The organism is Natranaerofaba carboxydovora (genome assembly GCF_022539405.1).
Classification (GTDB): Bacteria; Bacillota; Natranaerobiia; order Natranaerobiales; family Natranaerofabaceae; genus Natranaerofaba; species Natranaerofaba carboxydovora.
Map to the genome: position 1 here is coordinate 2,725,494 of NZ_CP054394.1, position 23,071 is coordinate 2,748,564.

General features: G+C 36.6%; 19 protein-coding genes. 10 read left to right on the top strand and 9 right to left on the bottom strand.

Annotated elements, in window-relative coordinates; all coding sequences use genetic code 11:
• The first annotated feature begins 9 nt into the window (after nucleotides 1-9).
• The 5 genes from ACONDI_RS12865 to ACONDI_RS12885 all read left to right on the top strand — a co-directional run bounded on the left by ACONDI_RS12865 (nucleotide 10) and on the right by ACONDI_RS12885 (nucleotide 9,308).
• Entirely contained in the window at nucleotides 10-1,548 is a 1,539-nt protein-coding gene (locus tag ACONDI_RS12865) for an HD family phosphohydrolase (RefSeq protein WP_241078948.1), read from the top strand.
• A 170-nt stretch (nucleotides 1,549-1,718) separates the two neighbouring features.
• On the top strand, nucleotides 1,719-3,263 hold the full coding sequence (locus tag ACONDI_RS12870; protein ID WP_241078949.1) for a Wadjet anti-phage system protein JetA family protein: 1,545 nt from the start codon (nucleotides 1,719-1,721) through the stop codon (nucleotides 3,261-3,263).
• A gap of 58 nt (nucleotides 3,264-3,321) precedes the next feature.
• Nucleotides 3,322-3,990, top strand: coding sequence for a DUF4194 domain-containing protein (locus ACONDI_RS12875; RefSeq protein ID WP_241078950.1), 669 nt, complete (start codon nucleotides 3,322-3,324; stop codon nucleotides 3,988-3,990).
• An 88-nt stretch (nucleotides 3,991-4,078) separates the two neighbouring features.
• Complete coding sequence (locus ACONDI_RS12880) at nucleotides 4,079-7,762, top strand: ATP-binding protein (RefSeq protein ID WP_241078951.1); 3,684 nt, start codon at nucleotides 4,079-4,081, stop codon at nucleotides 7,760-7,762.
• Nucleotides 7,722-9,308 (top strand): Wadjet anti-phage system protein JetD domain-containing protein, encoded by a 1,587-nt coding sequence (locus ACONDI_RS12885; RefSeq protein WP_241078952.1) that lies wholly within the window; start codon nucleotides 7,722-7,724, stop codon nucleotides 9,306-9,308. Before ACONDI_RS12880 ends, ACONDI_RS12885 begins: the two co-directional genes overlap by 41 nt.
• Here the strand turns inward: ACONDI_RS12885 and ACONDI_RS15870 are convergent.
• The 4 genes from ACONDI_RS15870 to ACONDI_RS12900 form a co-directional block, all read right to left on the bottom strand.
• A complete protein-coding gene (locus ACONDI_RS15870) occupies nucleotides 9,295-9,480 on the bottom strand; it encodes a DUF86 domain-containing protein (protein ID WP_420848208.1) in 186 nt (61 codons plus the stop codon). The two genes, ACONDI_RS12885 and ACONDI_RS15870, sit on opposite strands and share 14 nt — an antisense overlap.
• Before the next feature lie 30 nt (nucleotides 9,481-9,510).
• Entirely contained in the window at nucleotides 9,511-11,022 is a 1,512-nt protein-coding gene (locus ACONDI_RS12890; RefSeq protein WP_241078953.1) for a stalk domain-containing protein, read from the bottom strand.
• 195 nt (nucleotides 11,023-11,217) lie between these two features.
• Entirely contained in the window at nucleotides 11,218-12,843 is a 1,626-nt protein-coding gene (locus tag ACONDI_RS12895) for a stalk domain-containing protein (RefSeq protein WP_241078954.1), read from the bottom strand.
• A gap of 32 nt (nucleotides 12,844-12,875) precedes the next feature.
• Nucleotides 12,876-14,282: a flagellar filament capping protein FliD gene (locus tag ACONDI_RS12900; RefSeq protein WP_241078955.1), complete on the bottom strand. Its 1,407-nt coding sequence runs from the start codon at nucleotides 14,280-14,282 to the stop codon at nucleotides 12,876-12,878.
• A 448-nt stretch (nucleotides 14,283-14,730) separates the two neighbouring features.
• On the opposite strand from ACONDI_RS12900, the gene ACONDI_RS12905 reads away from it, so the two are divergent.
• Nucleotides 14,731-15,708, top strand: a complete 978-nt coding sequence (locus tag ACONDI_RS12905; protein WP_241078956.1) for a YbgA family protein — start codon at nucleotides 14,731-14,733, stop codon at nucleotides 15,706-15,708.
• A gap of 24 nt (nucleotides 15,709-15,732) precedes the next feature.
• Here ACONDI_RS12905 and hepT (ACONDI_RS12910) read toward each other — a convergent pair whose 3' ends face one another.
• Together hepT (ACONDI_RS12910) and mntA (ACONDI_RS12915) are read right to left on the bottom strand one after the other, a co-directional pair.
• Entirely contained in the window at nucleotides 15,733-16,011 is a 279-nt protein-coding gene (hepT, locus tag ACONDI_RS12910; protein WP_241078957.1) for a type VII toxin-antitoxin system HepT family RNase toxin, read from the bottom strand.
• 14 nt (nucleotides 16,012-16,025) lie between these two features.
• Nucleotides 16,026-16,523: a type VII toxin-antitoxin system MntA family adenylyltransferase antitoxin gene (gene mntA / locus ACONDI_RS12915; RefSeq protein ID WP_241078958.1), complete on the bottom strand. Its 498-nt coding sequence runs from the start codon at nucleotides 16,521-16,523 to the stop codon at nucleotides 16,026-16,028.
• A 244-nt stretch (nucleotides 16,524-16,767) separates the two neighbouring features.
• On the opposite strand from mntA (ACONDI_RS12915), the gene mntA (ACONDI_RS12920) reads away from it, so the two are divergent.
• From mntA (ACONDI_RS12920) to ACONDI_RS12930, 3 genes are all read left to right on the top strand, one after another.
• A complete protein-coding gene (gene mntA, locus ACONDI_RS12920) occupies nucleotides 16,768-17,211 on the top strand; it encodes a type VII toxin-antitoxin system MntA family adenylyltransferase antitoxin (RefSeq protein WP_241078959.1) in 444 nt (147 codons plus the stop codon).
• Nucleotides 17,201-17,626, top strand: coding sequence for a type VII toxin-antitoxin system HepT family RNase toxin (hepT, locus tag ACONDI_RS12925; RefSeq protein WP_241078960.1), 426 nt, complete (start codon nucleotides 17,201-17,203; stop codon nucleotides 17,624-17,626). Before mntA (ACONDI_RS12920) ends, hepT (ACONDI_RS12925) begins: the two co-directional genes overlap by 11 nt.
• A 471-nt stretch (nucleotides 17,627-18,097) precedes the next feature.
• The gene (locus ACONDI_RS12930; RefSeq protein ID WP_241078961.1) at nucleotides 18,098-18,370 is read left to right on the top strand and encodes a hypothetical protein; all 273 of its coding nucleotides are present in this window, start codon (nucleotides 18,098-18,100) and stop codon (nucleotides 18,368-18,370) included.
• 351 nt (nucleotides 18,371-18,721) lie between these two features.
• Here the strand turns inward: ACONDI_RS12930 and ACONDI_RS12935 are convergent, their stop codons facing one another.
• The 3 genes from ACONDI_RS12935 to ACONDI_RS12945 all read right to left on the bottom strand — a co-directional run bounded on the left by ACONDI_RS12935 (nucleotide 18,722) and on the right by ACONDI_RS12945 (nucleotide 22,288).
• Nucleotides 18,722-20,173, bottom strand: a complete 1,452-nt coding sequence (locus ACONDI_RS12935) for a class I SAM-dependent methyltransferase (protein WP_241078962.1) — start codon at nucleotides 20,171-20,173, stop codon at nucleotides 18,722-18,724.
• Between the two features lie 140 nt (nucleotides 20,174-20,313).
• Entirely contained in the window at nucleotides 20,314-21,693 is a 1,380-nt protein-coding gene (locus ACONDI_RS12940) for a hypothetical protein (protein WP_241078963.1), read from the bottom strand.
• 4 nt (nucleotides 21,694-21,697) lie between these two features.
• Nucleotides 21,698-22,288 (bottom strand): DUF8042 domain-containing protein, encoded by a 591-nt coding sequence (locus tag ACONDI_RS12945; RefSeq protein WP_241078964.1) that lies wholly within the window; start codon nucleotides 22,286-22,288, stop codon nucleotides 21,698-21,700.
• 554 nt (nucleotides 22,289-22,842) lie between these two features.
• Between ACONDI_RS12945 and ACONDI_RS12950 the strand changes: the two genes are divergently transcribed.
• Nucleotides 22,843-23,040: a carbon storage regulator gene (locus ACONDI_RS12950; protein WP_241078965.1), complete on the top strand. Its 198-nt coding sequence runs from the start codon at nucleotides 22,843-22,845 to the stop codon at nucleotides 23,038-23,040.
• The last annotated feature ends 31 nt before the right edge of the window (nucleotides 23,041-23,071 follow it).

The following is a 23,071-nucleotide window of genomic DNA, read 5'->3' on the forward strand; positions in this document are numbered from 1 at the left end:
GGGTCATCAATGTCAAACCCGGGCAAAATTCACAGTGAAGTAGAAAAACAACTGAAAAACTTTTTAAGCATAGGCATAGCCCTTTCAGCCGAAAAAGATCATAATAAACTCATGGAAATGATATTAAACGAAGCCAGAAGAATCACTGGTGCCGATGCGGGGACTCTTTATCTGGCAAAAGAAAACGAACTTTCCATTGAGATAATCCACAATGATACCATGAACACCTACAAAGGAGGTACTTCTAATGAAGAAGCAGACCTCCCACCTGTGCCTTTAGAGAAGGAATATGTCTCAGGATATGTGGCTCTAACGGGCAAAAGCGTCAACATAGCTGATGTATATGAAGACAAAAACTTTGATTTCACAGGGCCACAAAAGTACGACCGCATGACAGGCTACAGAACAAAGTCAATGCTTGTTATTCCTCTAAAAAATCACCTTGACGAAGTAATAGGAGTTCTTCAGCTAATAAACGCTCTAGACCAGGGAAGAGATATGACAAGCTTTAGCCAAAAACACGAAACTATAGTGAAATCCCTTGCCTCCCTGGCAGCGATCTCCCTTACCAACCAGCAGCTTATCGAAGAGATAGAAAATCTTTTTGAATCTTTTGTCCAGGTGATGGTAACAGCTATAGAAAATAAAACCCCATACAACGCTAGCCATACCGAAAAAGTAAGTAAATTAGCAGTAAAGCTGGCCAAAGCAGTTCATAACTCAAACAAAGAACCTTTTGGGGATGAGTTTTTTGAAGAGGACAGACTAAAGCAGCTTGAGATGTCAGGCTGGCTACATGATATAGGTAAAGTCTCTATACCTTTATCAGTGATGAATAAAAAAACCCGTTTGGACGAAAGCTTGACCCTTGTCTTAACAAGGATCAATCTAGCAAAAGAACAGGCCCAAAAAGAAAAGATAGAAGAACTAATAACTAAAAATAGGGACGCAGATGACGCAAATTTAGACGCAAAAAAAATTCAAAAAGAATGTCAGGCTGTCATTGAAAAATATGATAAAATCCTAGAAACCATAAAAGCTGCAGATAACCCTGATAATTTCATAGATGAAGACAAAAAAAATGAGCTTATAGAAATAGCTAATATCAAATACAAAGACGAAACAGGAGAAAAAAAGCCTTTGCTAACAGAAGAAGACTTAGAGTGTCTAACAGTATCTAAAGGAACCCTTACAGAAGATGAAAAAAATATAATGCAGCAGCACGTCGATATCACTGAAAAGATTTTAAGTAAAATTCCCTTCACCAAAAAGCTATCCAAAGTACAAGAGTTCTCCTGCATGCACCACGAATCCCTCGATGGGAAAGGATACCCAAAGGGCCTAGAAGAAGAAGACATCCCTTTAGAAGCAAGAATTCTTGCTATAGCAGATATATACGATGCACTCACAGCAAGTGATAGACCCTACAAAAAAGGCATCCCCGTAGAAAAAGCCCTAAATATTATGAAGTCTATGGTTGAAGAGAAAAAGCTAGACAAAGACCTTTATGAACTATTTGTCGAGGAAAAAATATACGAAAGCTATTGATTTACAGAACAAAATTAAAATAACTTTTAGCAGTTCTTTAGAGAGCGCACCATAAAAGAGTTTGTGAAAATCTAGAACCGTCCCCAAATAGAACGCGCCAAAAAGAATTTGTATAAAAAGGACAAGTCAGTTAGAATAAAGATAATAATTTGACTACGGGTGGTAAATTAATGAGCATATTTGAACATATTCCAGAAAATTTGTTTTCTCCCCTGGCAACTTCTAGAAAAGAAATATATGTAGATTTGTTATTTATTGTGTATGAACAACACAAGAGAACTATCCACACTCTAGACAGGGAAGGTGTGGTGGATCTATTCACTGAATATATGGAAGAAAGAAAAGATGTATTAAAAGATATCTTAATCGACGATAATTCCTTTGAAAACAATTCTCAGAATAATTCTACAAATAATTCTCAAAAGAAGTCTCAAGAACAAATAGGTGAAATAGGTAAAATAGGTGCAATAGATAAAGTAGGTGTAATAGATAAAGTAGATGAAGAAGATGAAATAAAAGAAAAAAATGCCCGAGAAAAAGCTCAGATTTTTCTTCGAAGGCTTATAGATTTTGGCTGGTTTATCCAGGAGCAAAATCACGATTATACTTTCCGTATTTCCCTTCCTGATTATTCTTTTTTCCTTCTAGAAAGTTTAGAAAAAATAAAAAGTGGATACAGGATGGAATTTCAGGGTAAAGTCCTTACAGTATATCAAAACCTAACAGGCGAAGATGGAAACTCCTACACGGCAATACACCAGGCAAAAGAAATCACAGAGGGGCTTATGAACGGACTAAAGAGCCTAAACCACAGCATTAAACTTTACACAGAAAAACTTTTAAAAACCCAAAAGCCCCGGGAAATCATCGAACAGATATTAGTGGATTACTATGAAGAGATCCTTGGAGACCAGTACTACAGGCTAAAGACCTCAGAACACATCTCCAAATATCGAGCCGGCATATTAAAGAAAGTAAGAGATCTAAAGCACAACAGAGCAGAAATCATAAATCAGGCAGAGCTTATGGTCCGGGGAAAATATGCAAACGACCGGGTAGAAGGAGAAAACATGCTCTATGATTGGCTAGAGTTTATCGAAGAAAATTTTCAGGATATGGACGATATCCTTGGCGAAATAGATAATCGAAACAGACGCTATGTCACCTCAGCCCTACAAAGACTTGAATTTCAGATGGCCGGGAAAAATAAAAGTCAGGAAAAGATTAAAGAAGCCTTAAAACACCTGGCCTCTCTTGCCAAAGACGAAGGGGAAAAACAAGAAACACCTGAAGAGATAAATAACTTAATCCATCTCTATCCCCAACAAACTGTAAACGATAACAGCCCAAAGAACCCTCCAAAAGAAAGAAAAGAACATAAGCCCACACCAGTCATGGCAAAAAAGATAAACAAAAAGTCAAGGGACAAAAATCTAGCCAAATTCAAAAAACGAGTAAAAGAAGAAATAACAGTAAAAGACATCAACCAGTATGTCAAAGACTATATCGGTGCCAAAAAATCCATCTACCTGCATGAATTCCCAAGGCGCACAAAAAACGACTGGATCAGGTTGATCTATATTATACTCTACCAAAACTCAAAACACGCCAATTACAAAATCACAGGAAAGCGAAGGGAAATGATAAGCCTAGACGACAACACCGTCCATATCCCTTACCAAGTAGTAACCTTAAAGAATGGTAAGAAGAGATGAAAAATAAAACAAGAGAAAAGAAAAACAAAGGAAACGGAAAAGGAGCGGGAATCTAAAGATGATGAAATGGGCCGAAGATTACGAAAACCTCTCTGAAAAAGAAAAGGAAAGATTTCAAAAAACAATAAATATCCTGTTAAATAAAACCTTCTTAGTCTACAACAGAGAACAGGACAGGCCTTATTATAGATTTGTTGAAAAGCACTTTGATATTTTTCAGGGGTATCTTAACATGGCGAGATGGGAGATTTTATACAATAGAAGGCTCTCTGTACTTCAAGCCTATAATATAGAAGAAAAAAACAGACGCAGGTTTAATCTTCAGGAGACAATCTTTCTATTGATCTTAAGGCTTTTGTACGATGAGAAGAAGAAGGACCTCCAGCTAACAAAAGACGTGGTTGCAGCAGGTTTTGAAATCCAGGAAAAATACATGGCCCTTCAAATAAAAGAAAGACTGCCCTCAAGGGAAGAGATGACCAGGATTCTTAGGCTCTTTTCTAGCTTTTCCCTTTTGGATTTAAAAAAAGGCCACTACAAGGATCCAGAAGCAACTTACATCCTCTACCCCTCTCTTCAGATGGTAATAGATGATGCAAAACTTGAAACAAGTAAAGAACTTTTGAACAAAGAATTATTAGATGATGAAGAAATCATTGAAAACTTAGAAGAGGAAGAAGAGGATGATAACGAAGAAGAAAATATCCTAGAAGAAAAAGAAGAATAATAAGACATATCATAGAAGCTGAAATTGATAGTGATATCGATAATAACAAAATAAGATAAAAGCTGCTTAAGGAGGAACTTTTAGACTTATGAGATTACTTACTGGAATAAAGCTTATTAATTGGCATTTTTTCTCAGATGAAGATATAGATATAGAAAACAGCGCTCTTATCACCGGGGATAACGGAGCAGGAAAATCCACCTTGATAGATGCTCTTCAGGTTGTTCTTGTAGGTAACCTTGCCAAAGTAAGGTTTAACTCTTCTGCCTTCGATGAAAAGACAAACCGGGACTTAAAAGGTTACTTAAAAGGAAAGACCGGAACAGAGGGAGAGACTGTTTTCTTGAGAAACGATAAAGATTTTACCAGTTATATTGTCCTTGAGATCACCCACACCAAGACAAACACCCCTTATTTAATAGGCGTTCTTTTTGATTATTATCAGGACAGAGACGAATTTGAGCATGTGTTTTTTAAAATAGACGGCGAAAATATAAACGATGAACTATTTTATCAAGATATAAACTCATTAGGATTTGACAAAAAAGAAGATGTAAAAGTCATAGATAATAAAAATAATGATTTTAATGATAATAGCAATAATGAAAACTATGTTGAAAACAAAGACGGAGATGTAGATATAGAAGAAAAAGTTTTCGCCAGAAACAAAAAAGATTTCTTTCGCCAACTAAAGGCTAAAGAAATCACCCATAAACAGTACAAAAATGACCTCTCAACTTATCTAAATGACTTGCGTCAGCTTTTTGGCGGAGCCAAAGAGTCGTTTTTCTCACTGATCCAAAAAGGAATAAGCTTCACCCCCATCACAAACCTGCGGGGCTTTATCTATGATTATATCTTAGAGGAAAGACAGATCGATGTTAACACCATGCGAGAATACTTTGAGAGGTTTCAGCAGTTAGAAAAATACATTGAAGAGACCAAAACAGAAATTACAAGGCTATCTGAAATAAATGAAACTTACGAAACCCTAAAAGAAAAAGAACAAAACATCACAACAGCCGACTACATGATAAAAAGAGCAGGCCTAGAAGAAAAAAACGTAAAGAACTCACTTTTAGAGAAAGAACTGCAAGATAATCAGGAGGCTCTCTCTAACCTCCTGCAAGATATAGATGATAAGCAAACCAAAAAAACTGAACTAAATAAAAGAAAAAATGAAATCAGTGAAGAGATAGCAAACAATAACACCACATTAAAGATAAACAAACTAAAACAAGAGATAAAAACCACTGAAGAAAAATTAGGTGAATTAAAGTCACTTAAGAAAAATCTATATCACCGGATAAAGTCTGAAGCTGGAGAGTTTGAAAAGTTAAAAGAAATCTTACAGACTTTTGATGACAAAACTGACATTAAAGATGATAACACTATAAATAATAATAAAACAAAAGATGAAAATATTGTGGGAGATCAAAATACAAATTACCAAGAAATAAATACTTTCGAGAAGATAAGAAAATTAAAAGAAATAACAGCTGACTTTCACTATCTTGCAGATGAAAAAGTGAACAACTTAAGCAAACTAAACTTCAAAAACTCAAATTTAAAAAACTCTAATTCAAATAAATCTGATTCAAACAAAAATTCAAATAAACCCCAGTTATGTAAATTTGCTGAAAGCTTAAGCCTTAGCCTTGAGGAAATAACTTCTCTATGGAAACAAGTGTATAGAGAGCTAACAGAAGAGCTTTTCGAGCTAAAAAAGAAACAAAATGACTTAGAAAATAAAAGAAAAGAACTACAGGCTGAAATAAAAGAGCTAAAAGAAAACAAAATACTGCCGGCACATTCTCCCACAATGAAGCTAAAAAAGATCTTAGAAGAAAATCTAGTTAAAGAAAATGGCGAGCCGGTAGAAGTAGATATCCTCTGCGAAGCTACCTGGATAAATGACCAGGAGTGGCAAAATGCAATAGAGGGATATCTTAACACCCAAAAATTCGACATCCTAGTAGAGCCAGGTTATTTTGACGAGGCGCTTGGCTTGTATGAAAGACATAAATTCACAGACAAAATTGAAAACGTAGGCCTTGTAAACACTGAAAAGCTCATGAAAACCAAAATTAAAACTAAAGAAAACTCCCTGGCAGAAGAAATAAAAGCTGATAAAAAGCATATACGCCTTTATACTGATTTTCTGTTGGGACAGATAATTAAATGTAATGATGAAAAAGAGCTAAAAAATCACCTCCGGGCTATAACCAAAAGCTGTATGCTCTATCAAAACTATACTGCAAGACAGATCCCAGAAAGAAGATACAAGCCACCATATATTGGGGCTGAGGCAGTAAAAACTCAGCTAAAACTCAAAGAAGAAGAGCTAAGCCATGTAGAAAATGAGCTGGCCGAACTAGAGGACAAAATTTCAAACCTTAAAGGATTAGAAGCTCTATCAGGAGATTCTAAAGAAGACCGGATAAAGGGGCTTGAAAATGACTATGAAAAAATAATCACCATCCCCGAACTAGAAAAAAATCTAGAAGACTTAAACCACCAGCTTCTAAGCATTGATACCTCAGAGCTTGACAGGCTAAAAGAAGAGGATAAAAAGATCGAAAAGCAGGTGCAAAAACTCGAAGAGGAAGTCAATGAGCTTTTGTCAAAGCAGGGTGAGATAAAACAAACTATAAAGACCCTTGAAGAAAGGCTAGAAAATATAAAAAAAGAAAAAGAAGAGCTAGAAAAAGAGCTAAGTGCTTTTGTAGAAGGTAAAGACGAAACAAAGATAAGTGAATGGGAGAAAAAATGGGAAAAAGAAGCAAGTCAAAAATCACCAGACGTTTTGAAATCAAATTATGAGCAAACCAAAAAGAAGTTAAATACAGAACTAGAGAAGAAATGGAGAAGTCTTATCCAGCTTAGAAGTAATTTTAACCATGAGTTTGACTTTTCTGCTAACCCTCAATCAGACACAGGCGAAGAGTACCAAAACCGCTATCAAGTGCTAATAGAAAGCCACCTGGCTGATTATGAAGAACAGGCCAAAGAAGTAAGAGAAAAAGCAGAACAGAGCTTTAGAGAACATTTTGTCGCTAAACTTAGAGAAAACATCGAGATAGCAAAGGAAGAAGTCGAAGAATTAAATAGAGCCCTAAAAGATATGAAGTTTGGCAGTGACTCCTATAGATTCAAAGTATCTGCAAAACCTGAACTAAAAAATTATCACGAGATGATAATGGACCCACAGCTTCACGAAGGACATAATTTGTTTTCAGAGAGCTTTCGCCATAAGCACGGGGAGACCATAAACGAGCTGTTTAGGGACATCTCTGCCGATGAAGATGCCTTTCAGGAGAGGATGCAGGAACTGACAGATTACAGGTCTTATCTAGAATTTGAAATTGAGATCACAGATATTAATGGGAACAAAAGCAATTTTTCCAAAGTTGCAAGGGAAAAAAGCGGCGGGGAAACCCAGGTCCCCTTCTATGTAGCTATATTGGCTTCATTCTATCAAAGTTATGGCATGTATAGAAAGACAGATACCTTAAGGCTTGTAGTATTTGATGAAGCCTTTAACAGGATGGATGCTGACAGGGTAGAAGAAGCTATTCGCTTTATTAAGACCCTTGGCTTTCAACCTTTGATCGCAGCACCTACGGGCAGGATACAACTTATAGCACCTCATATTAATACAAACTTGATAGTGATGAAAGAAGGGTTTACAAGCTTTGTAGAACAGGTCTCAAGAAAGGAGCTTCTAGAAGATGAAACACCAGAACCATCAGGACAACCAGAACCGTCATAATAACCTGAACCATCAAGGCCACTTGAGTTGTGGCAAAGAATCAAAAGACTTGCCTGCCAACTTACCTGTCTTATCTAAGCTGCAAAAAAAAGAGCTTACAAAGCTTATCGACAAGTACGAAAACAGAAAAGATTACGGACAAAGACAAAACCAAGAACAAGGTCAAGAAAACCAAGACCAAAATCAAGAACAAAAAACACCTAGAAAGACCTACGTTCATATCAAGGAAAAAAACTACCCCAACTACTATCATATAAGCGACAGCAGCTTCAGGCTAGAATACAATGCTGATATGGAAGAACTAGAAAGAATGGGGCTTATTCAGCTTGTGTGGAAAAAATTCGAAAAGGGAGAGTTTTTGGAAAAGATAGCTCTAGAGGAAAAAAGACTTGAAAATATCTATAGGCTATTAAACAGACAACCCAAATCGGACTATTATAATGAGCTAGAAAAAGTCTATAATAAGTACAGAGAAGCCGCTCCTAAAGCGCTTATGGTTTTTTATGATAAAATGTTAGAAAAGATAAAAAGACTAGAAAATCTGCCCCACAGGGTCCGCTTCGATTCCCTAAGAGACACCGAAGATTTTCTTCTTGGCCTTAATAATATTGTCGAAAACGGACTTAGAAGTGACCCGGTGGAAATACCCAAAAGGCAGTTCTCCATTGAGCTATACGGGGAATCTAAAAGGCTTGAAAATTTTGAGAAGAAAATCCTCTATGTCCTGCAAAATTACATCCAGGTTTATAATCAAGCTTATAATCAGGGTTATAATCAGAATTATAATATTAGTAATGAACAAGATTGTAGCCCAAATTATAGGCAAGAATATAATCTTGAAACAAAAAGTCTTGAGACTCTTGAGGAAAATAATAGTCATATTAAATATGCCAATATTGAAGATATTCATACAGAAGACGAAATCAGTCTAGCAGAATTTGGTATAATAGATAACCCCCGCCCTATAAATATACGAGGTCAGCTTGAGTTTGAAACAGATAAGGGCATGGTGGATTTGAATAAATTTTACCCTGATGTAGGGCTTTCTCCAAAGATGATACAGGATATGAAGATCACCGGGATAAATGCAAAAGCAGTAGTTACTATCGAAAACCTGACTTCTTATTATATCTATATCAAAAACGCACCAAAAGACCATCTTGTGATATATCTTGGAGGATATCATAACAAAATGAGAAGAAGCATTCTCACTAAAATATGGCAGTTTCAAAAAAGCTGTCAAGATAGTTATCAAGGCTCAATCACTCAGTTCTATCACTGGGGTGATATTGACTACGGCGGTTTTAGGATATTTAATCATCTAAAGGCTAAGACCGGCATACCTTTTAAGCCCTTAATGATGGATGAAAAGACCTATGAAACACACTTAGACAAAGGCCATAAATTCGAATCAAACTACGAGAGAAAATTAGAAAAACTTCTTAATAATGAAGATTATATTGAGTTTCATCCCGTGATAAGGCTAATGCTTGATAAAAAAATCCGCCTTGAGCAGGAGGGAATAACAGAGATCATTTACTCTTAGTTTGGGACGTTCTTCTGCTGCTTCCACAAACCATTTTTTTAAGCTGCTCACCTAGCTCCTTGTCTAGTATCTTTTCTTCAATAAGTACTTGAAATATATCCTGATTGTCACCAGGTGCTCTATAACCTTGATAAGAAACTATATGACTTGCTATATCTAAACAGCTTTCTATAGCAAATCGTCCCCAACTTTCACTACTTTCTTACTCATAAGCAATAACAACTTCCCTGGTCGAACTTAACCAGTCAATGTTTGCATCAAGGTTTTCTGCCGCAAAACGAAGGGGCACGTATGTTCTTTCGTTTTGGATTACTGGTGCAACATCCATGTTTTGACTAGAACCATTGACATTTATTTCAGTACTGCCAATCCACATTTCTACAGTATTTCCCCTGGCATCAAGGGTTATTTTCTGAGTATCTCCTTCCCAACCCAAAGAACCATCCATTGCTTCTACTATAGCCCTTATAGGAACCATAGTTCTTCCGGCCATAATTACCGGAGTTGTCCCTCTTCCGGGATCGACCTCTCTTTCGACACCTCCAACGCTCATTACAGAGTTATCTAGCTGGAGGATTATAAAACTTTTTTGCACACCTGGCTTATAAATTTCACTTCCGGTGGTTACAGTAAAAGTTGCAATTGCATCTCCTAGTTCTTCCTCTATACCATGTAGTGGATCGGCTTCTCTAAGAACAGGTTTTACGGTATAGTAATAAGTAGTATTAGGCTCAACATTCACATCTACATAGTTAGTGCTAGTGATGTAAAAATCTGTTACAGATATACCCCTTTCACCGGCAGAAGTCGAACGATACAGGCGATAACCAATTGCCTCTACAGGGTCCCATGACATTCTGGCTCCTGAATCAAATACTTCAGCCTCTTTTTCTACATCAGTTGGTTTTTGAGTTGGCTCTTCAGCTGGTTCCTGACTTGGCTCCCTAATTGGGTCCTCAGCTGCCTCCTGTTCTGTTGAGCTTACTTCTTTCCACTCATAAATATAATTTTCATAGACAGCAAATTGACTTCCTCCCCCTTTTACACGAATCTCGATATTCCTTTGATCCCCGGGGCTTCCTTCTCTTCCTAGCCCCAGGAACTGGTTGCAGGCAAAAACGACACTTCCAGATTCTTGAAGAAGATACGTGGAATCAGATATGCGAGATGTTGGCGGAGCCGACAGATCGCCTGTTGGAAGCCCGGTTTCTAGTATACTAGCACCTTTCGCTTCTTCCGGTTCAGTCATCTTAAAACCCCAGCGATACCCTCCTTCAGGTCCGATCCAGCCATGCCTGGTAAACAATCCACCAGGCTCATTACTAAGTACCTCCAGGTCCACTGTGAAGGAAATGTTCCCTCCGGCACGGACTACCTCTGGTGGGGAATTCCAGCTATATATGGTGTGCATGTCCATATAAGAAAAGCTATCGTTTCTTCTTGTGCCCCATTCTTTTAGTTCTACCTGCTGTTCACTGTGGGAATAATAATAATCTCTGTTATTGTCAGACCATTCTCTTTCACCTAGCGCAGAGTTGGAATACTCAAATTCATAATCTCCATGATCCCAACTCATTTCAACATCGTAATATTGTTTTTCCACTAGCACCCAGGCATAGTCATCATTAGATGTATCCGCAACTACGGCAGAAGACATCCCAAGGAGCAGGGTCATAACCATTACCATAGCCGTCAACAACGTTTTATTTTTCATTATATTTACCATTCCTTCCTATTTTGTTGAATATTGTTTCCAAAGTAGTGCTTTTTGCCGACTATATCTCTACCCTGGTTACTATTTTCACCTCCATTCATGGTAGCAAGCTAAACTCATTTTACCCTTATTCTGCCTAAAAAAATATCACCCTTAAGGGTGATATTTATATATATTCTAATCTATATGGCTACATCAATATCCTTGAATAACAATCTCGTTATTTTCTTCTATCCATTCCACACTATATCCAAGCTTTTCTGATACAAACCTCAAAGGCAGCATAGCCCTGCCTTCTATAACATCAGGGGAGGTATCCATTTTGATCTCCACATCATCTACCAAGGCTATATTGTCATCTAATGTCATCTTAATCAGAGTATTACTATCATCAATAACAATTTCCCTGGTCTCTTCCAAATAATCCACTTCTGCATCAATAGCTTCAAAAAATCCTCTAAGTGGAACAAGAGTCCTTCCTTCTTTTATTACAGGAGATACATCAAGATCTTTTGTTTCTTCTACGTCATCTTTTTTTAAAGTCAATTCTTTCTCACCGATGATCATCGAAATTACATTTGCAGATTCAGCCACATCCGCATCAAAATCTTCACTGGCTTCATCTTCGATAGCTTCACCAGTATCTACTCCATCCATTTCGCTCTCATCATTGGAGTTTTCACTTGATGGACTTTTAGTTACCACCAGGGCGTTACTGATCTTTCGCCCCGGACTGGTCAGATAGTCCCCATCATGATACAGTCCTGAACTTGCTCCACCATCAAGGGACATAGCTTCATGTAGGCCAAGCTTATTTGCTATCTCTGCTGACTCATACTGAGTTGCTAGATTAACAGTCCCCATGATAATATGAGTTTTGTCCTGATCATATCCGATGAAACTTCTTGATGATCTCTCGGTATGGGTATCATAATTTCCTGCCATATCTCCTTCTATATCAACATCAACTTGCCCATTTGTTACAAGTTTTGGACCTGCGCCAACCATATTTGTCAAACCTTTTTCTTTACTACAATATTTTTCACCTTGATCTTTGTCGTGAACCTCATACCTAATATCAAAACCCATCCCAGAAAAAAGGTCTTCAGCACCATAGTAACCTGTACCAAGATACAAAAGATTACCACCATCAGGAATAGAGGTATCTTCTCCCGTATAACTACGATCTATTATGTCTGTGACTGTATCATCTTTTATTTGAAGCTTGAGGCCCGGCCTTTCTATAATATTTCTCGTAAAATGGTGAGTATATAAAACTAAAGTAGATTCTTGTTTGGTAGGGTGATTCACTAACACTCTTCTCTCTCTGTCATCTTCTAGCTCTATATATGGAGTAACATCAGCCCTGGTAATAACAGGTTCTAAATTATCAACAAAACCTGCTGTAGCACCCTCGCCTGTTGTAAATATAGCTTCACCATCAATCATTAGATTGCCATAAGGAAACCTTTCATCATCCTTTTCGGTATAAGCATCAAAATATGTACCATTAATTGCCGCTACACTATTATCCTTTGTCTCTGCAAGAGAAGATAGGTCATCTGCCCTTCCAATAGTATCTCCTGCTAAAGAAGTCTCAAAATTATAACTCCCATCAAGTGGAACCTTCAAGTAATTAACGGTAAAATCTTCTCCTTCTATATTTATGACTTCTTCACCGTTAACTTCTAACAAAGAATCTGACTCAGAAGCCAAAGTTAAAGAACTATAGCAATAAAAACTAAAAAAAATAATTAATAAACTTATAATAATAGTTCTTGTAAGTCCAATTCTAATAAATCCATATGTTGTTTTTGCCAATAGAAACTGTACCCCCTTTGGCGTATTCGCACCTAAAACACCATATCAAATAACATACCCCTCTGCATCATGGATGTAGGATAAGCACTTCTTCCCATCCTATCATACATCCTTAGATCAAAAGCATCATCAAAAAACTCATGGAATTCTTTTTCCCTAGGCTCATACATGAACCTTAAAGGACTCATGTCAAGAGTCCTATCAGTCAAGTCTGCTGCCCGATCCGCAATTCTTCCTTCATCACCCAATATAACCTCTACAAATTCCACTCTATCATCTATATTTTGCTGCAAGACTTCCCTGTCAACTCTTATCCTTTCATTCTCTTCATCAACATCTATACCAATATCTTTTAGAGCATCTTCATCCTCTTTTGCTATATTGAATAAGCTCTCCTGTAATCTATCTAAATCACCATTTGTCTCCTGTCTTTTAACAAAAGTAATTAAATCATCATAAGCATCTATGAACTCTTCTATGCCCTCTCTTATAGCATCTCTATCTTTTAGAACTTGTAGACCTGTCTCGCCGATATCCCTTAGCTCTAACTGCAGGCCATAATCATTCAGTAGAAAAACATCATCGCCCCTGCTAAAATGCCTAAACCTATCAACATCGTCTATGTCAACTATCCCATCAGTTGCACCTACGTCAGTCTTGAGGCCAAGCTCGTTAAGAAGGCCTGTGCCGGTATCACTATCTTCAGTGATATCAAAAGCCCATACCCTGCCAGCTCTACCTGCTTCTATCTGAAGGCTGACAAAAGTATCGTCCTCATCAATATCACTGTCACTTCTTTCAACAACTCTTGCTTCAAGCTCCATATCAAGCTCATCAATTTCATCGGCAAGTTTCTCTAAGACCTCCTGTACTGTATCATCCTCTTCAACCTGCAGGCTGATTGTATCTTCATAGACTAACTGCCTTATAGTAAACTCATATTCTCCTGGGGAAATATCAAGCTCGTCACTCTCACCAATGGTTTCATCTGCAACTAATTCACCTGTTTTATCAAGCTGAGCACTACCAAGTTCGTGGGCAAGAACATCGTATGTTCTCTTTAGAGCATTTGCTTCTGCCCTTCCACTCAAAACAGACGGGGATATAACATCAACTTCACGCTCATCAAATACAGAATCTCCTTCTACTGTAATTGCCTCTGCGGCATCTTTTAGCCGGTTAAGTTTAGAGCGAAAATCAGAAGCAAAAGAAATTATCTTATCAATATCAGACACTAACTGCTTATCAGGCAGCCTAAAAGACCTGCCCCTTAGATCCTGGCCTCTTAGAGCTGATCTTTCTCTTCTAAAAAACGCGTTCCTATCTATCCTATCTATGTCGGTATCTTCTCTAGAAGTGTCCGTAGTATTCTCTGCACCTGTAGGAAATATAGAAGATCTATAAAGCGTGGAGTTTTCTGGACTGCTAATCCTGATCATAAAAATCCCCACTTTCAAAATCTAATCCATAATTAAATCATCCCTTAATTTCAATTTTATCAAAAAATTGTCACAATTCAACCTTTATTGATAACTACAGGCAACGCTAACCTGTAACCTGGGCCGGTTCTCCTGCTTCCTAAATGTCAAAGCTCACTGTAGAAGGAACGCCTAGCATTTTTATAGAAAACAATTCATACTTCAAATATATCAAATGCCAGATAGTGATATGATGTGAAGCATCCTCACGCATTCATGGTGACTTTATTCTAATATACTGAACAAGCTGTTATCTATATTATGCCAAACTTATGTTCTGCTTGCAACTAGGCACAATGAAAAAATGGCAAAAGTGTTAAATAATCAAAGCAGTTACATATGGGGAGATTAACTAATGAGCAGAAGAACCCACTTATAAAAACGAATAAAAAAATGGAGATGATAAATAATGGATAATAATACAGCTATAAAACCGAGAATTTTAATCAGTAAATGCCTTGGTTTTTCACATTGTAGATTTGATGGGAGTATTTTTAACGAAGATTTTGTAAATATGTTAGACGGGTTTGTCGACTTTATCCCGGTATGCCCTGAGGTGGAGATAGGTTTAGGGGTTCCAAGAGATGTTTTACGGTTATATCGCGCCGATGATTCGATCCAAATATATCAAAAAGAAACAGATAAAAATCTGACCTCTGAATTCGTCAATTATAGCGAGAACTACCTCTCTTCACTTGACAAAATCGAAGGAGCTATTTTTAAAACAAGATCCCCATCCTGTGCATTAAAAGATGCAAAAGTATATCCGGATAAAGAAAGTAATATAGCTGCTGATCGTTCACCCGGCTTGTTTGCAAAATCATTCCAAGAAAAATATCCTAAACTTCCTGCAGAAGATGAGGGCCGGTTGAAAAACCAGAACATAAGAGAAAGTTTTCTCACTAGAATATTCACCCTCAAAAGGTTTAATTATTTAGCCAATTCAAGTGATGTTGGTGTAAAGGATTTGATAGATTATCATGCCAATCATAAGTATCTTTTTATGTCGCTAAATCAGGAGGTAATGAAGGAGTTAGGAAGAACTCTTGCCAGGCAAAAAGAAATGTCCATAGAAGAGTTATTCAACTCCTACGAGAAAGGGCTCTATGAGATAATCAATACCCAGGATAACGCGGGGAAAAAAATCAATGTTCTCTTACACGTTATGGGGCACTTCAAGGATCTCATAAGCAGTGAAGAGAAGGAGTTTCTTCTCGATAATATCGATAAATACAAGGAAAATAAACTTCCTATTTCAGTGCCTTTGAGCATACTTAAGTCCTGGGCGATAAAATATGAAGAAACATATATTCTTTCTCAGTACTTTTTTGAGCCTTTTCCAGAAGAACTAATCAGCTTAGAAGACTCAGGGAAAAATAAAAGCTGATCAGTTCTAGCGACAGCTTTGCCCTTAATTAATATATTCATCTTTAATAACATTAAAAAATTTCTTTATATCTTTTATTTCGCTAGTTAAAATGCCAAAAACTATTTCCGGATCCAATTTCACATAATCATGCACTATTATATTTCGAAATTTAGCCCTTTTTTTTAGCTGATTACCTAGCTCACTATCTAATATTTTTTCTTCAATAAGTACTTGAAATATATCCTGATTGTCACTAGGTTGTCTATAACCCTGGTAAGAAACTATGTGACCTGCTATGTCTAAACAGCTTTCTATAGCCATATGTAGAGTTCTTTCTATGTATCGCCTGATAAACTGAACCTATTAAAATCTAATCCTTTTTTAGCTTCTTCCAAGTCGTTGTAATATTCTTCTAAGCTTGACAAGCGCCTTTCAAGCATTTTGCTGTTATAAGTATTATAGAAGTGCTTCATATCAAAATATTTTTTTCTATTAATAACTTCAAAGGTCACTCGACGATTTATATTTTTTTCGTGTACTATTTTTTTCTGAGACAAAACTTGATATATAAAATACAAGTCACAAGACTCCAAGTCTACTACATCTACTTCTACTCCATCAAATAATTCCTGCAATCTATAAGCATATTCTAGCCTTTTATCAAAACGTTTCATCAGTGGAATGCCTTCTTCAAACAAGATAGCCACATCAATATCACTATTATCTCTTGCTTTTTCTTTAATTCTTGAACCAAAAAGGTAACTACAGGCAACTGATTCTTCTTTCTGAAAAAACTCGTCCAGCTTTTTTTCAATCTCTTCTTTAGTAATCATTTTTATCATCCCTTAAAACACTTGTAGTTCGTACCATATTTTTACTAAAATCAAATTGTTTAATATTTAACAAGGATAACTGACCGAAAATAGCAGATTCGGTTTGAGCTTAAGGAAGCGGGAGAGAAGCAGGAGAACCGGTCCCGATTAGTATGATTAGTAGTCCCTAAAGTAGTATGGTTATTTTATATATGGTATAATATGTATATCTAAAAAATCAGGTATCACAGGGTAGGTGAAAGTTATGGATGTCCAAAAGATAAAATACAAAATTAAAGAACATATTAACGATGACATAAAAAATCATGTAGTCACCATTTATATTTTTGGTTCAAGAGCAAATAAAAAAAATAATCCAAATAGTGACTATGATATAGCTGTATTGTTAAAGGATTCTGTCCCAAAAAACATATATTTTGATAAAAAACTTGATTTTATAAACTTTTTTACAGGAATTTTGGAAACAGACCATGTAGATTTGGTCATTTTAAACGAAGCCCCTTTAGAAATTGCTTATAGAATATTTGCACAAGGAACAATCCTTTATGAAAATCAAAATTACAAGAAAGAGAGAGTAAGGTTTCAATCTAAAACTTACAGCATGTATTTTGACTTTTTGCCTGTCAAAAAAACACTTAGCAATGGGTTAAAAAAGAGAATCAAAGGGGGACGCTACGGTGGTGGATAAAGAACTTGTAGAAAACCGACTTCACAGGTTAGAGCATATTTTGAGAAAGTTAAACAAAATCTCTAAAACAGAAAAAAATGAATTTACAAATAACGAAGGACTGCAAGATCAGGCAGAAAGAAACTTACAATTAGCTGCACAGATATGCATTGACATTGGAAACCATATTATTTCAGACGAAGGTTTTAGGTCACCTGCAGGTTATGGAGAGATTTTTCAGGTACTAAAAGAAGAAGGAATAATAGATGAAGATCTTGCAGAGACCATGAGAAAAATTGCTGGATTTAGAAATATACTTGTACATGATTATCTGAAAGTAGACATTAATATAGTATACTCTACACTACAAAGACTTGAAGATTTTAAAACATTCGCCAAAGAGATAGGCGAATTCATATATGAAGATAATATTTGATAATAGTTAAAAAAATTTTCTAAAGATAATCATCTAGGCTGTACTGGTGCTGGGTACAACTTTTGACAATGTAATCAGTTAGTTCTGGATAATCTATCCACAAGTCAGCAGTTAAATTATAAAACCACTCAGCATCCACTTTTGCTTTATTTTTACTTGCCTTTGGAAGTAGACCCGGTGTATTTGGCTGCCTTGGGTTTAACTAAAACATTAAAGTCAAGAGGTCCAAAAGCTAGACTTACTAAAAATGACTGATTCTTATATACCGCTCCACTAAGTTAGCCCTAAAAAGAAAGGTGATTTTGCACGAAAACAAAGGTTTTGTGGTCGGTATATATTTAGGTTTAGGAACCTTACATAATTTCGGTTAACACTTTTATAAATACTTAAAGGAGTTTTCAATAAAATATATAACTATCTATAATTAGGCTTAGCTATTAGACAAAATTTATAAAGGTGGTAACTCCTGTAATGATATATTTAGTGTTTGATGAGTCTGGTGATTGGGGTAATTCTACAGAAAGATATTACATAATTGGCGGTTATATAACTAAAGATTTGTCTAAAGTCAAGGCTATAACTAGACGCGCTATCTACAAATCTAAATCAAAATTCCCTAGTTTTTTAAGTCATTTAAATGAATTAAAATCTTCCGATTGTTCTCCAGTAGTTAAAGATTATCTTCTTAGAAAAATATCATGTGACACTTTGTTCTTTTTTGAATATAATGTAATTACAAAGTAAACAATAGTCTTGTGGGTAAGACCTCTAGTATCCGTGCGACAATATTACACGCATAAGCTGCCTGTGTGGTAGCCGGCCTAGAGGCACCACAAGTGAGGGCCTGGGGTTTAAATCCAGGCCCTTCGTTTTTTTATGAATAAAAAAATTATTCCTAGACCCATGAACTAATTCTTTATTTATTAAAATCTAAATATAGACGAAATTTAATTAAAGTTATTGATACTAAAACAATCCCTACCAAAAAAGGAACTGGCATTGGGTTGTTTTTCTTCTTACAAAACCTAATGGAAGCAGGAGAACCGTCCCCGGTTAGCCGCGATTAGGCGAGTCCCGATTATCCTCTATTAGCCTTTAGATAAACCCAAAATACTTAGCTTTGTCAAGACTGTTTGTGTAGAAGTAATGCTCGAATACTTTGGTAGCAACTTCCCTACTGTATAGCCCGTTCTTAACATTTGGCCATTCTTCTATTTCGTCTATATCTATTACCGGTTTACGACCGGGGGCGAACTTTGCTCTGAAGGTTTCATAGTTTAGTACGGCTATACTTCCTGCTCTGTGTTGGCCTCCTGTGACCATGAAGGTGTACTCGTCACCTTTTTTGAGAAAGAACCCTAGTATATACCCATCTGGATGGATCTCTGGTTGATAGCCTTCCCTTTCTATACTATGAAAAGCCTTAATAGTCCTATCAAATTCCTTTCGCCCGTAAGCTTCTGTCACAGGTCCAAAGTGCTGCCATACGTTTAGGTCCGGATTAAAGATCTCCAGCTTTCTGTATCTATAACCTGGCCCTTCCCAGGGTAGTTCTGGCCACCCTTTGTCTAGGGGAGGCATTTTTTCATTCATATCAGGGAAGTAAACCTCCTGCAGACAGCTTGGGTGAAAGGTGTCGTAGTATTTTTTTAGCATGGAATTTTTGTATTCAAGTTGTTGTTCTTGGTCTTTTTCCCTCTCTTTCGTATACTGCCATAACAGCGCTGATAGATAGTGCCATCCTTTTGGAGAATAAGAAAAAGCTATCCTATCACAGCATTTATCAAGCTCTACTTCTACTATCATGCTGTTTGTGTCAAGGGATTCTAGCCCTTTTGGTACTACGTTTATATCTTTATCGATGCCTTTTTCAGTATCTTTATTAACATCTTTGGTTTCCATTCCAACTTTTTGTTCTTCTACTATAGAGCTATACACAAGCATCTCCATCTCTTTTGGCTCACCTTTAAGGCTCTGGTTTAGTTTTAGCTCTCCTTTGAAGTTGATAGATGTCTTGATATTGTTAAATAGCTTGTCATATTTTTCTTTCTTTTTACTGCCTTTAGGCATATTAGTGCTAAGTTTCTTTGGCATCTGAAAGATGAACTGTTTTTTTGCCTTACTTGAAAGGCCTGTAATTATATTTTGAATTGTTTCAGGAGTCTTTTTCATAAACCAGGAGCTATCCTCTGGTAAGAATAATATCACATCAAAGTCAGGTAAGTTCTCTATATTCTCCTCACTCAAATCCTCTTCCATAAAGCCTGTCCTTGGTCCAAGTCTTGTGGCTTTTTTTAGCTTTTCTCTATCCTTGTCCATCCCCATGCTAAAGAAACCAAGATCTCCTATATTTCTTGATATTATCCCCTCACCGCACTTAACCTCTAGTACATTCTTCGAAGAACCATCCAGAACTTCAAGGACTTTATCGTAGAGTCTTTTTCTTGCAAGGCGCTCTTCTGCTTTATGGGGTGCTTCCTCGGCAGGTAAGCTTTTTAGCTGACTCTTAAGGGGCATGAAGACCTCTTTTTTTATCTTCTCTGCCATAGAGAGCCACCTGTCAAGGCTTTTCTCCCCTGTTTCTTCTGTCTTATCTTTACCAGCCTCGTAGGGCAAAAGAAAGTATTTATAAAAATCAGTGCCTTTGATCTTAGCAAACCAGTGCTCTGCTTTTTCTTTTTCTCTATTTATATTCTCATAGCACTCGGCGATGAACTTACAGTCCTGAAGGATCTTATTGATTGATTTTGTAAGATTAGCTTTTTCAGCGTAGGAGAGCTTATAGTTGTCTTTTTCTTTTTAAGCTTATTAATGATGCTTTTTAGCTTTTCTTTGTCAAGGGAGTTTAGCTGTCCTTTGGAGTCTAGATTAAGTAGTCTATCGAATTCTTCACTTCCTGGCTTTATCAAGTCTATCCCAAGGACATGGGAGAAGTACTTCTCCAGAGGTATATTAGCCGGAATCTTTCCTTTAAGGCTATCTTTATTATCTTCTTTTTCGCTGTTTTGGTCATTTGGGCTTTGGTTATCCTCAAACCACCTGCTAAAAGGATCAATAGGCAAAGTAAACTTAGCCCCACCAAAGCTTTTCACCCCTTCATAGGGTGATATAAGCCCAAATAATAGGGAGAGTTCTTTTTTATCTACCTTTTCTTTTAGTTTTTTGCCAAAGGTCTCTTCAAAATCTGCACCTATCCCGTCTTTTACCCTTAGGTAAACAAATTCAGGTGTGATATCATTATCTGCTAGTAGGTTAAAAGCTCCGTAGTCAGAGATAAGGATAATTTTGTCCTGAAGGTTTTGCAGGTTTTTTAACCTCTCAAGTGTTTCTTCTTTGACCTCTCCCTGAAGGTCACTTTCGCTAACAAAGACATAGGAGGCATGTTTGAAGCCCGTCTTTAGCTCATCAACTAGAGAAGATACTCCAGGGGAATATATGTACTCCTTGTAATTAGACCTGAAGTTTTTGTAGAGATCAGGTGCTTTTGGTTTCGGTTTTGATTTGGTCTTCTGGGCCTGTTTTTCTTTTAGTGCTTTTATGAAGCCTCTCCAGTAATCAGTGTATAGATTCTCATAGGAGGGTATGGCATTTAGATCAAGACCATCTGCCCTAAGCTCACTTAGCTTATCTAAAACCATCTCACCTGCTTCTTCTGGCTCACTTGATACTACAAAATATACTCTATCATCTATATATTCGCTTAAGTCCCTTGTCTCAAAAGCTTGTCTAATATTTTCTTTACTTAGTTCTACTATTATCACATTCTTGTCAGGATGATTTTTCTTAATTGCTTCAAGGTGATAGCCAAGGCCAAGGCCAAATAAGACAATATAATTATATTTATGATTAAGCCCTTCTACAAAGCGCTCTGCTTCTTTCTCCGGATTATAGCCGCTGTGTATCAGGACTTCTTTTCCTTCTTTTTTTTCTTTTAGAGAAGGGCTTTCATTCTTTGCATCGATTACTTCTCTATTCTCAGGTAGGGAAGTATCTTTTATCTCATTTGATAGCTCTGGAGAATTAATGGACATGGATTCAAGGTTTTTGTCTTTAATATTATCAGTCATCTTTTTACCCCCTTCTCTCAGATAATATCTTGTCAAATTGATTCTTAAGGGCTTCTAGCTTTTCTATTAGTTCATATTCAAGGATATCTCCAAGGGATGTGTAGTCCTCTTTTTTTAGTGAATTAACTATCTGGCCAAAAACGTCCTGTAGGTCATCGACAAGTCCTTTTAGTTCAGCATCCTGAAGGGTTATCATAAGGCCGTTAGATGCCTGATAGACCCACTCAAGGCTGTCTGTTAGTTGGATTATAGAGTCTTTGTCCGGGATGGTTCCTGTTTGAATGCTGTGGGCTATTTCTCTTGTGTATGAGATAAGTTTGTCTAGATAGTTAAGGATGGTATCTAAGGTCTCATTAACCAGGTCTTCCTGGGTGACTGATACCACTTCGACTGTCTCTACCCCTCCATCTGCAATACTATCGTGAATTGAGTCAGGGTCTTTTATGATGTCAGGGTTATTCTCCCCGTCAAGGTATATATGTTTAACAAGTCTACCCTCCTGGTTCATCTCTGTTATGTACTCCTTAATCTTCTCGGCTATGTTATTTTCACTTATCCCTTCGGTGTAGGTGTTACCGTCTAATATAAGTTCCATTAAAAATATTTCCTCCCTTCAAAGTCTCGTTTATTTTGGCTTATCATGTTTTGCTTATTTGCTTAAAGCTTGCAAATCAAAGGCTCACCTATAGTATGTAGATAAATATTATAGTTAGCCTCATCAGCAAAATACCAAAAAACATTTTGTCTATTTATGTCTATTATACAGGTTAAGTAAGTCCTTTCCAAGTGGCGAAGTAACTCACCAATTATAGATAACATGAATCTTGTCATTTTCCTTAGTTTAGCATAATTTAGAAAGATTATCACCAAATAGCTTTAGTTATCTCACTATCTTAAACTTTTTCAATATTTTTTAATTATTTTGTAAAAATAGTGTAAAGTTTTTATTTTTCCTGCCGAAATATAAAGTAGGAAGAGAAAACCGAAAATAGATCCGTTATTTAATGGATAAGTATGTCAGGGACGGTTTTTCTTTTCCGTACTAGTATCCTGCAGGAGGCAGGGACTGTTCGGTTAGTTTTAACCCGTCCATTTTTTATTTTGGTAGTATCTAGCGTTAAAAATAAATTATATGAGGAGATGAAGACTATGCTGGTCATAGGCAGAAAACCAGGTGAGTATGTAATGATCGGTGACAACGTGAAGGTGAAGGTAATTAGAAGCGAACAGGGAGATCTAAGACTTGCTATAGAAGCACCAAAAGAAGTTAAGATCACCCGGGGCGAAATTTATGAGAAAGAACTAGCCCAAAAGAAAGTAGCACCGCTTACAAAAGAGATATCATAAATCAAGGTAAACTTATTAAGTCTAGTACGAT

Excerpts from the sequence above, each read along its gene's own strand:
- ACONDI_RS12905 (WP_241078956.1), top strand. The coding sequence starts at position 14,731 with ATGGATAATAATACAGCTATAAAACCGAGAATTTTAATCAGTAAATGC.
- ACONDI_RS12930 (WP_241078961.1), top strand. The coding sequence starts at position 18,098 with ATGATATATTTAGTGTTTGATGAGTCTGGTGATTGGGGTAATTCTACA.
- ACONDI_RS12880 (WP_241078951.1), top strand. The coding sequence starts at position 4,079 with ATGAGATTACTTACTGGAATAAAGCTTATTAATTGGCATTTTTTCTCA.
- ACONDI_RS12950 (WP_241078965.1), top strand. The coding sequence starts at position 22,843 with ATGCTGGTCATAGGCAGAAAACCAGGTGAGTATGTAATGATCGGTGAC.
- ACONDI_RS12890 (WP_241078953.1), bottom strand. The coding sequence starts at position 11,022 with ATGAAAAATAAAACGTTGTTGACGGCTATGGTAATGGTTATGACCCTG.
- ACONDI_RS12945 (WP_241078964.1), bottom strand. The coding sequence starts at position 22,288 with ATGGAACTTATATTAGACGGTAACACCTACACCGAAGGGATAAGTGAA.
- mntA (WP_241078958.1), bottom strand. The coding sequence starts at position 16,523 with ATGATTACTAAAGAAGAGATTGAAAAAAAGCTGGACGAGTTTTTTCAG.
- mntA (WP_241078959.1), top strand. The coding sequence starts at position 16,768 with ATGGATGTCCAAAAGATAAAATACAAAATTAAAGAACATATTAACGAT.
- ACONDI_RS12935 (WP_241078962.1), bottom strand. The coding sequence starts at position 20,173 with ATGGCAGAGAAGATAAAAAAAGAGGTCTTCATGCCCCTTAAGAGTCAG.
- ACONDI_RS12865 (WP_241078948.1), top strand. The coding sequence starts at position 10 with ATGTCAAACCCGGGCAAAATTCACAGTGAAGTAGAAAAACAACTGAAA.
- ACONDI_RS12885 (WP_241078952.1), top strand. The coding sequence starts at position 7,722 with ATGAAACACCAGAACCATCAGGACAACCAGAACCGTCATAATAACCTG.
- ACONDI_RS12900 (WP_241078955.1), bottom strand. The coding sequence starts at position 14,282 with ATGATCAGGATTAGCAGTCCAGAAAACTCCACGCTTTATAGATCTTCT.
- ACONDI_RS12940 (WP_241078963.1), bottom strand. The coding sequence starts at position 21,693 with ATGACTGATAATATTAAAGACAAAAACCTTGAATCCATGTCCATTAAT.
- hepT (WP_241078957.1), bottom strand. The coding sequence starts at position 16,011 with ATGGCTATAGAAAGCTGTTTAGACATAGCAGGTCACATAGTTTCTTAC.
- ACONDI_RS12875 (WP_241078950.1), top strand. The coding sequence starts at position 3,322 with ATGATGAAATGGGCCGAAGATTACGAAAACCTCTCTGAAAAAGAAAAG.
- ACONDI_RS12870 (WP_241078949.1), top strand. The coding sequence starts at position 1,719 with ATGAGCATATTTGAACATATTCCAGAAAATTTGTTTTCTCCCCTGGCA.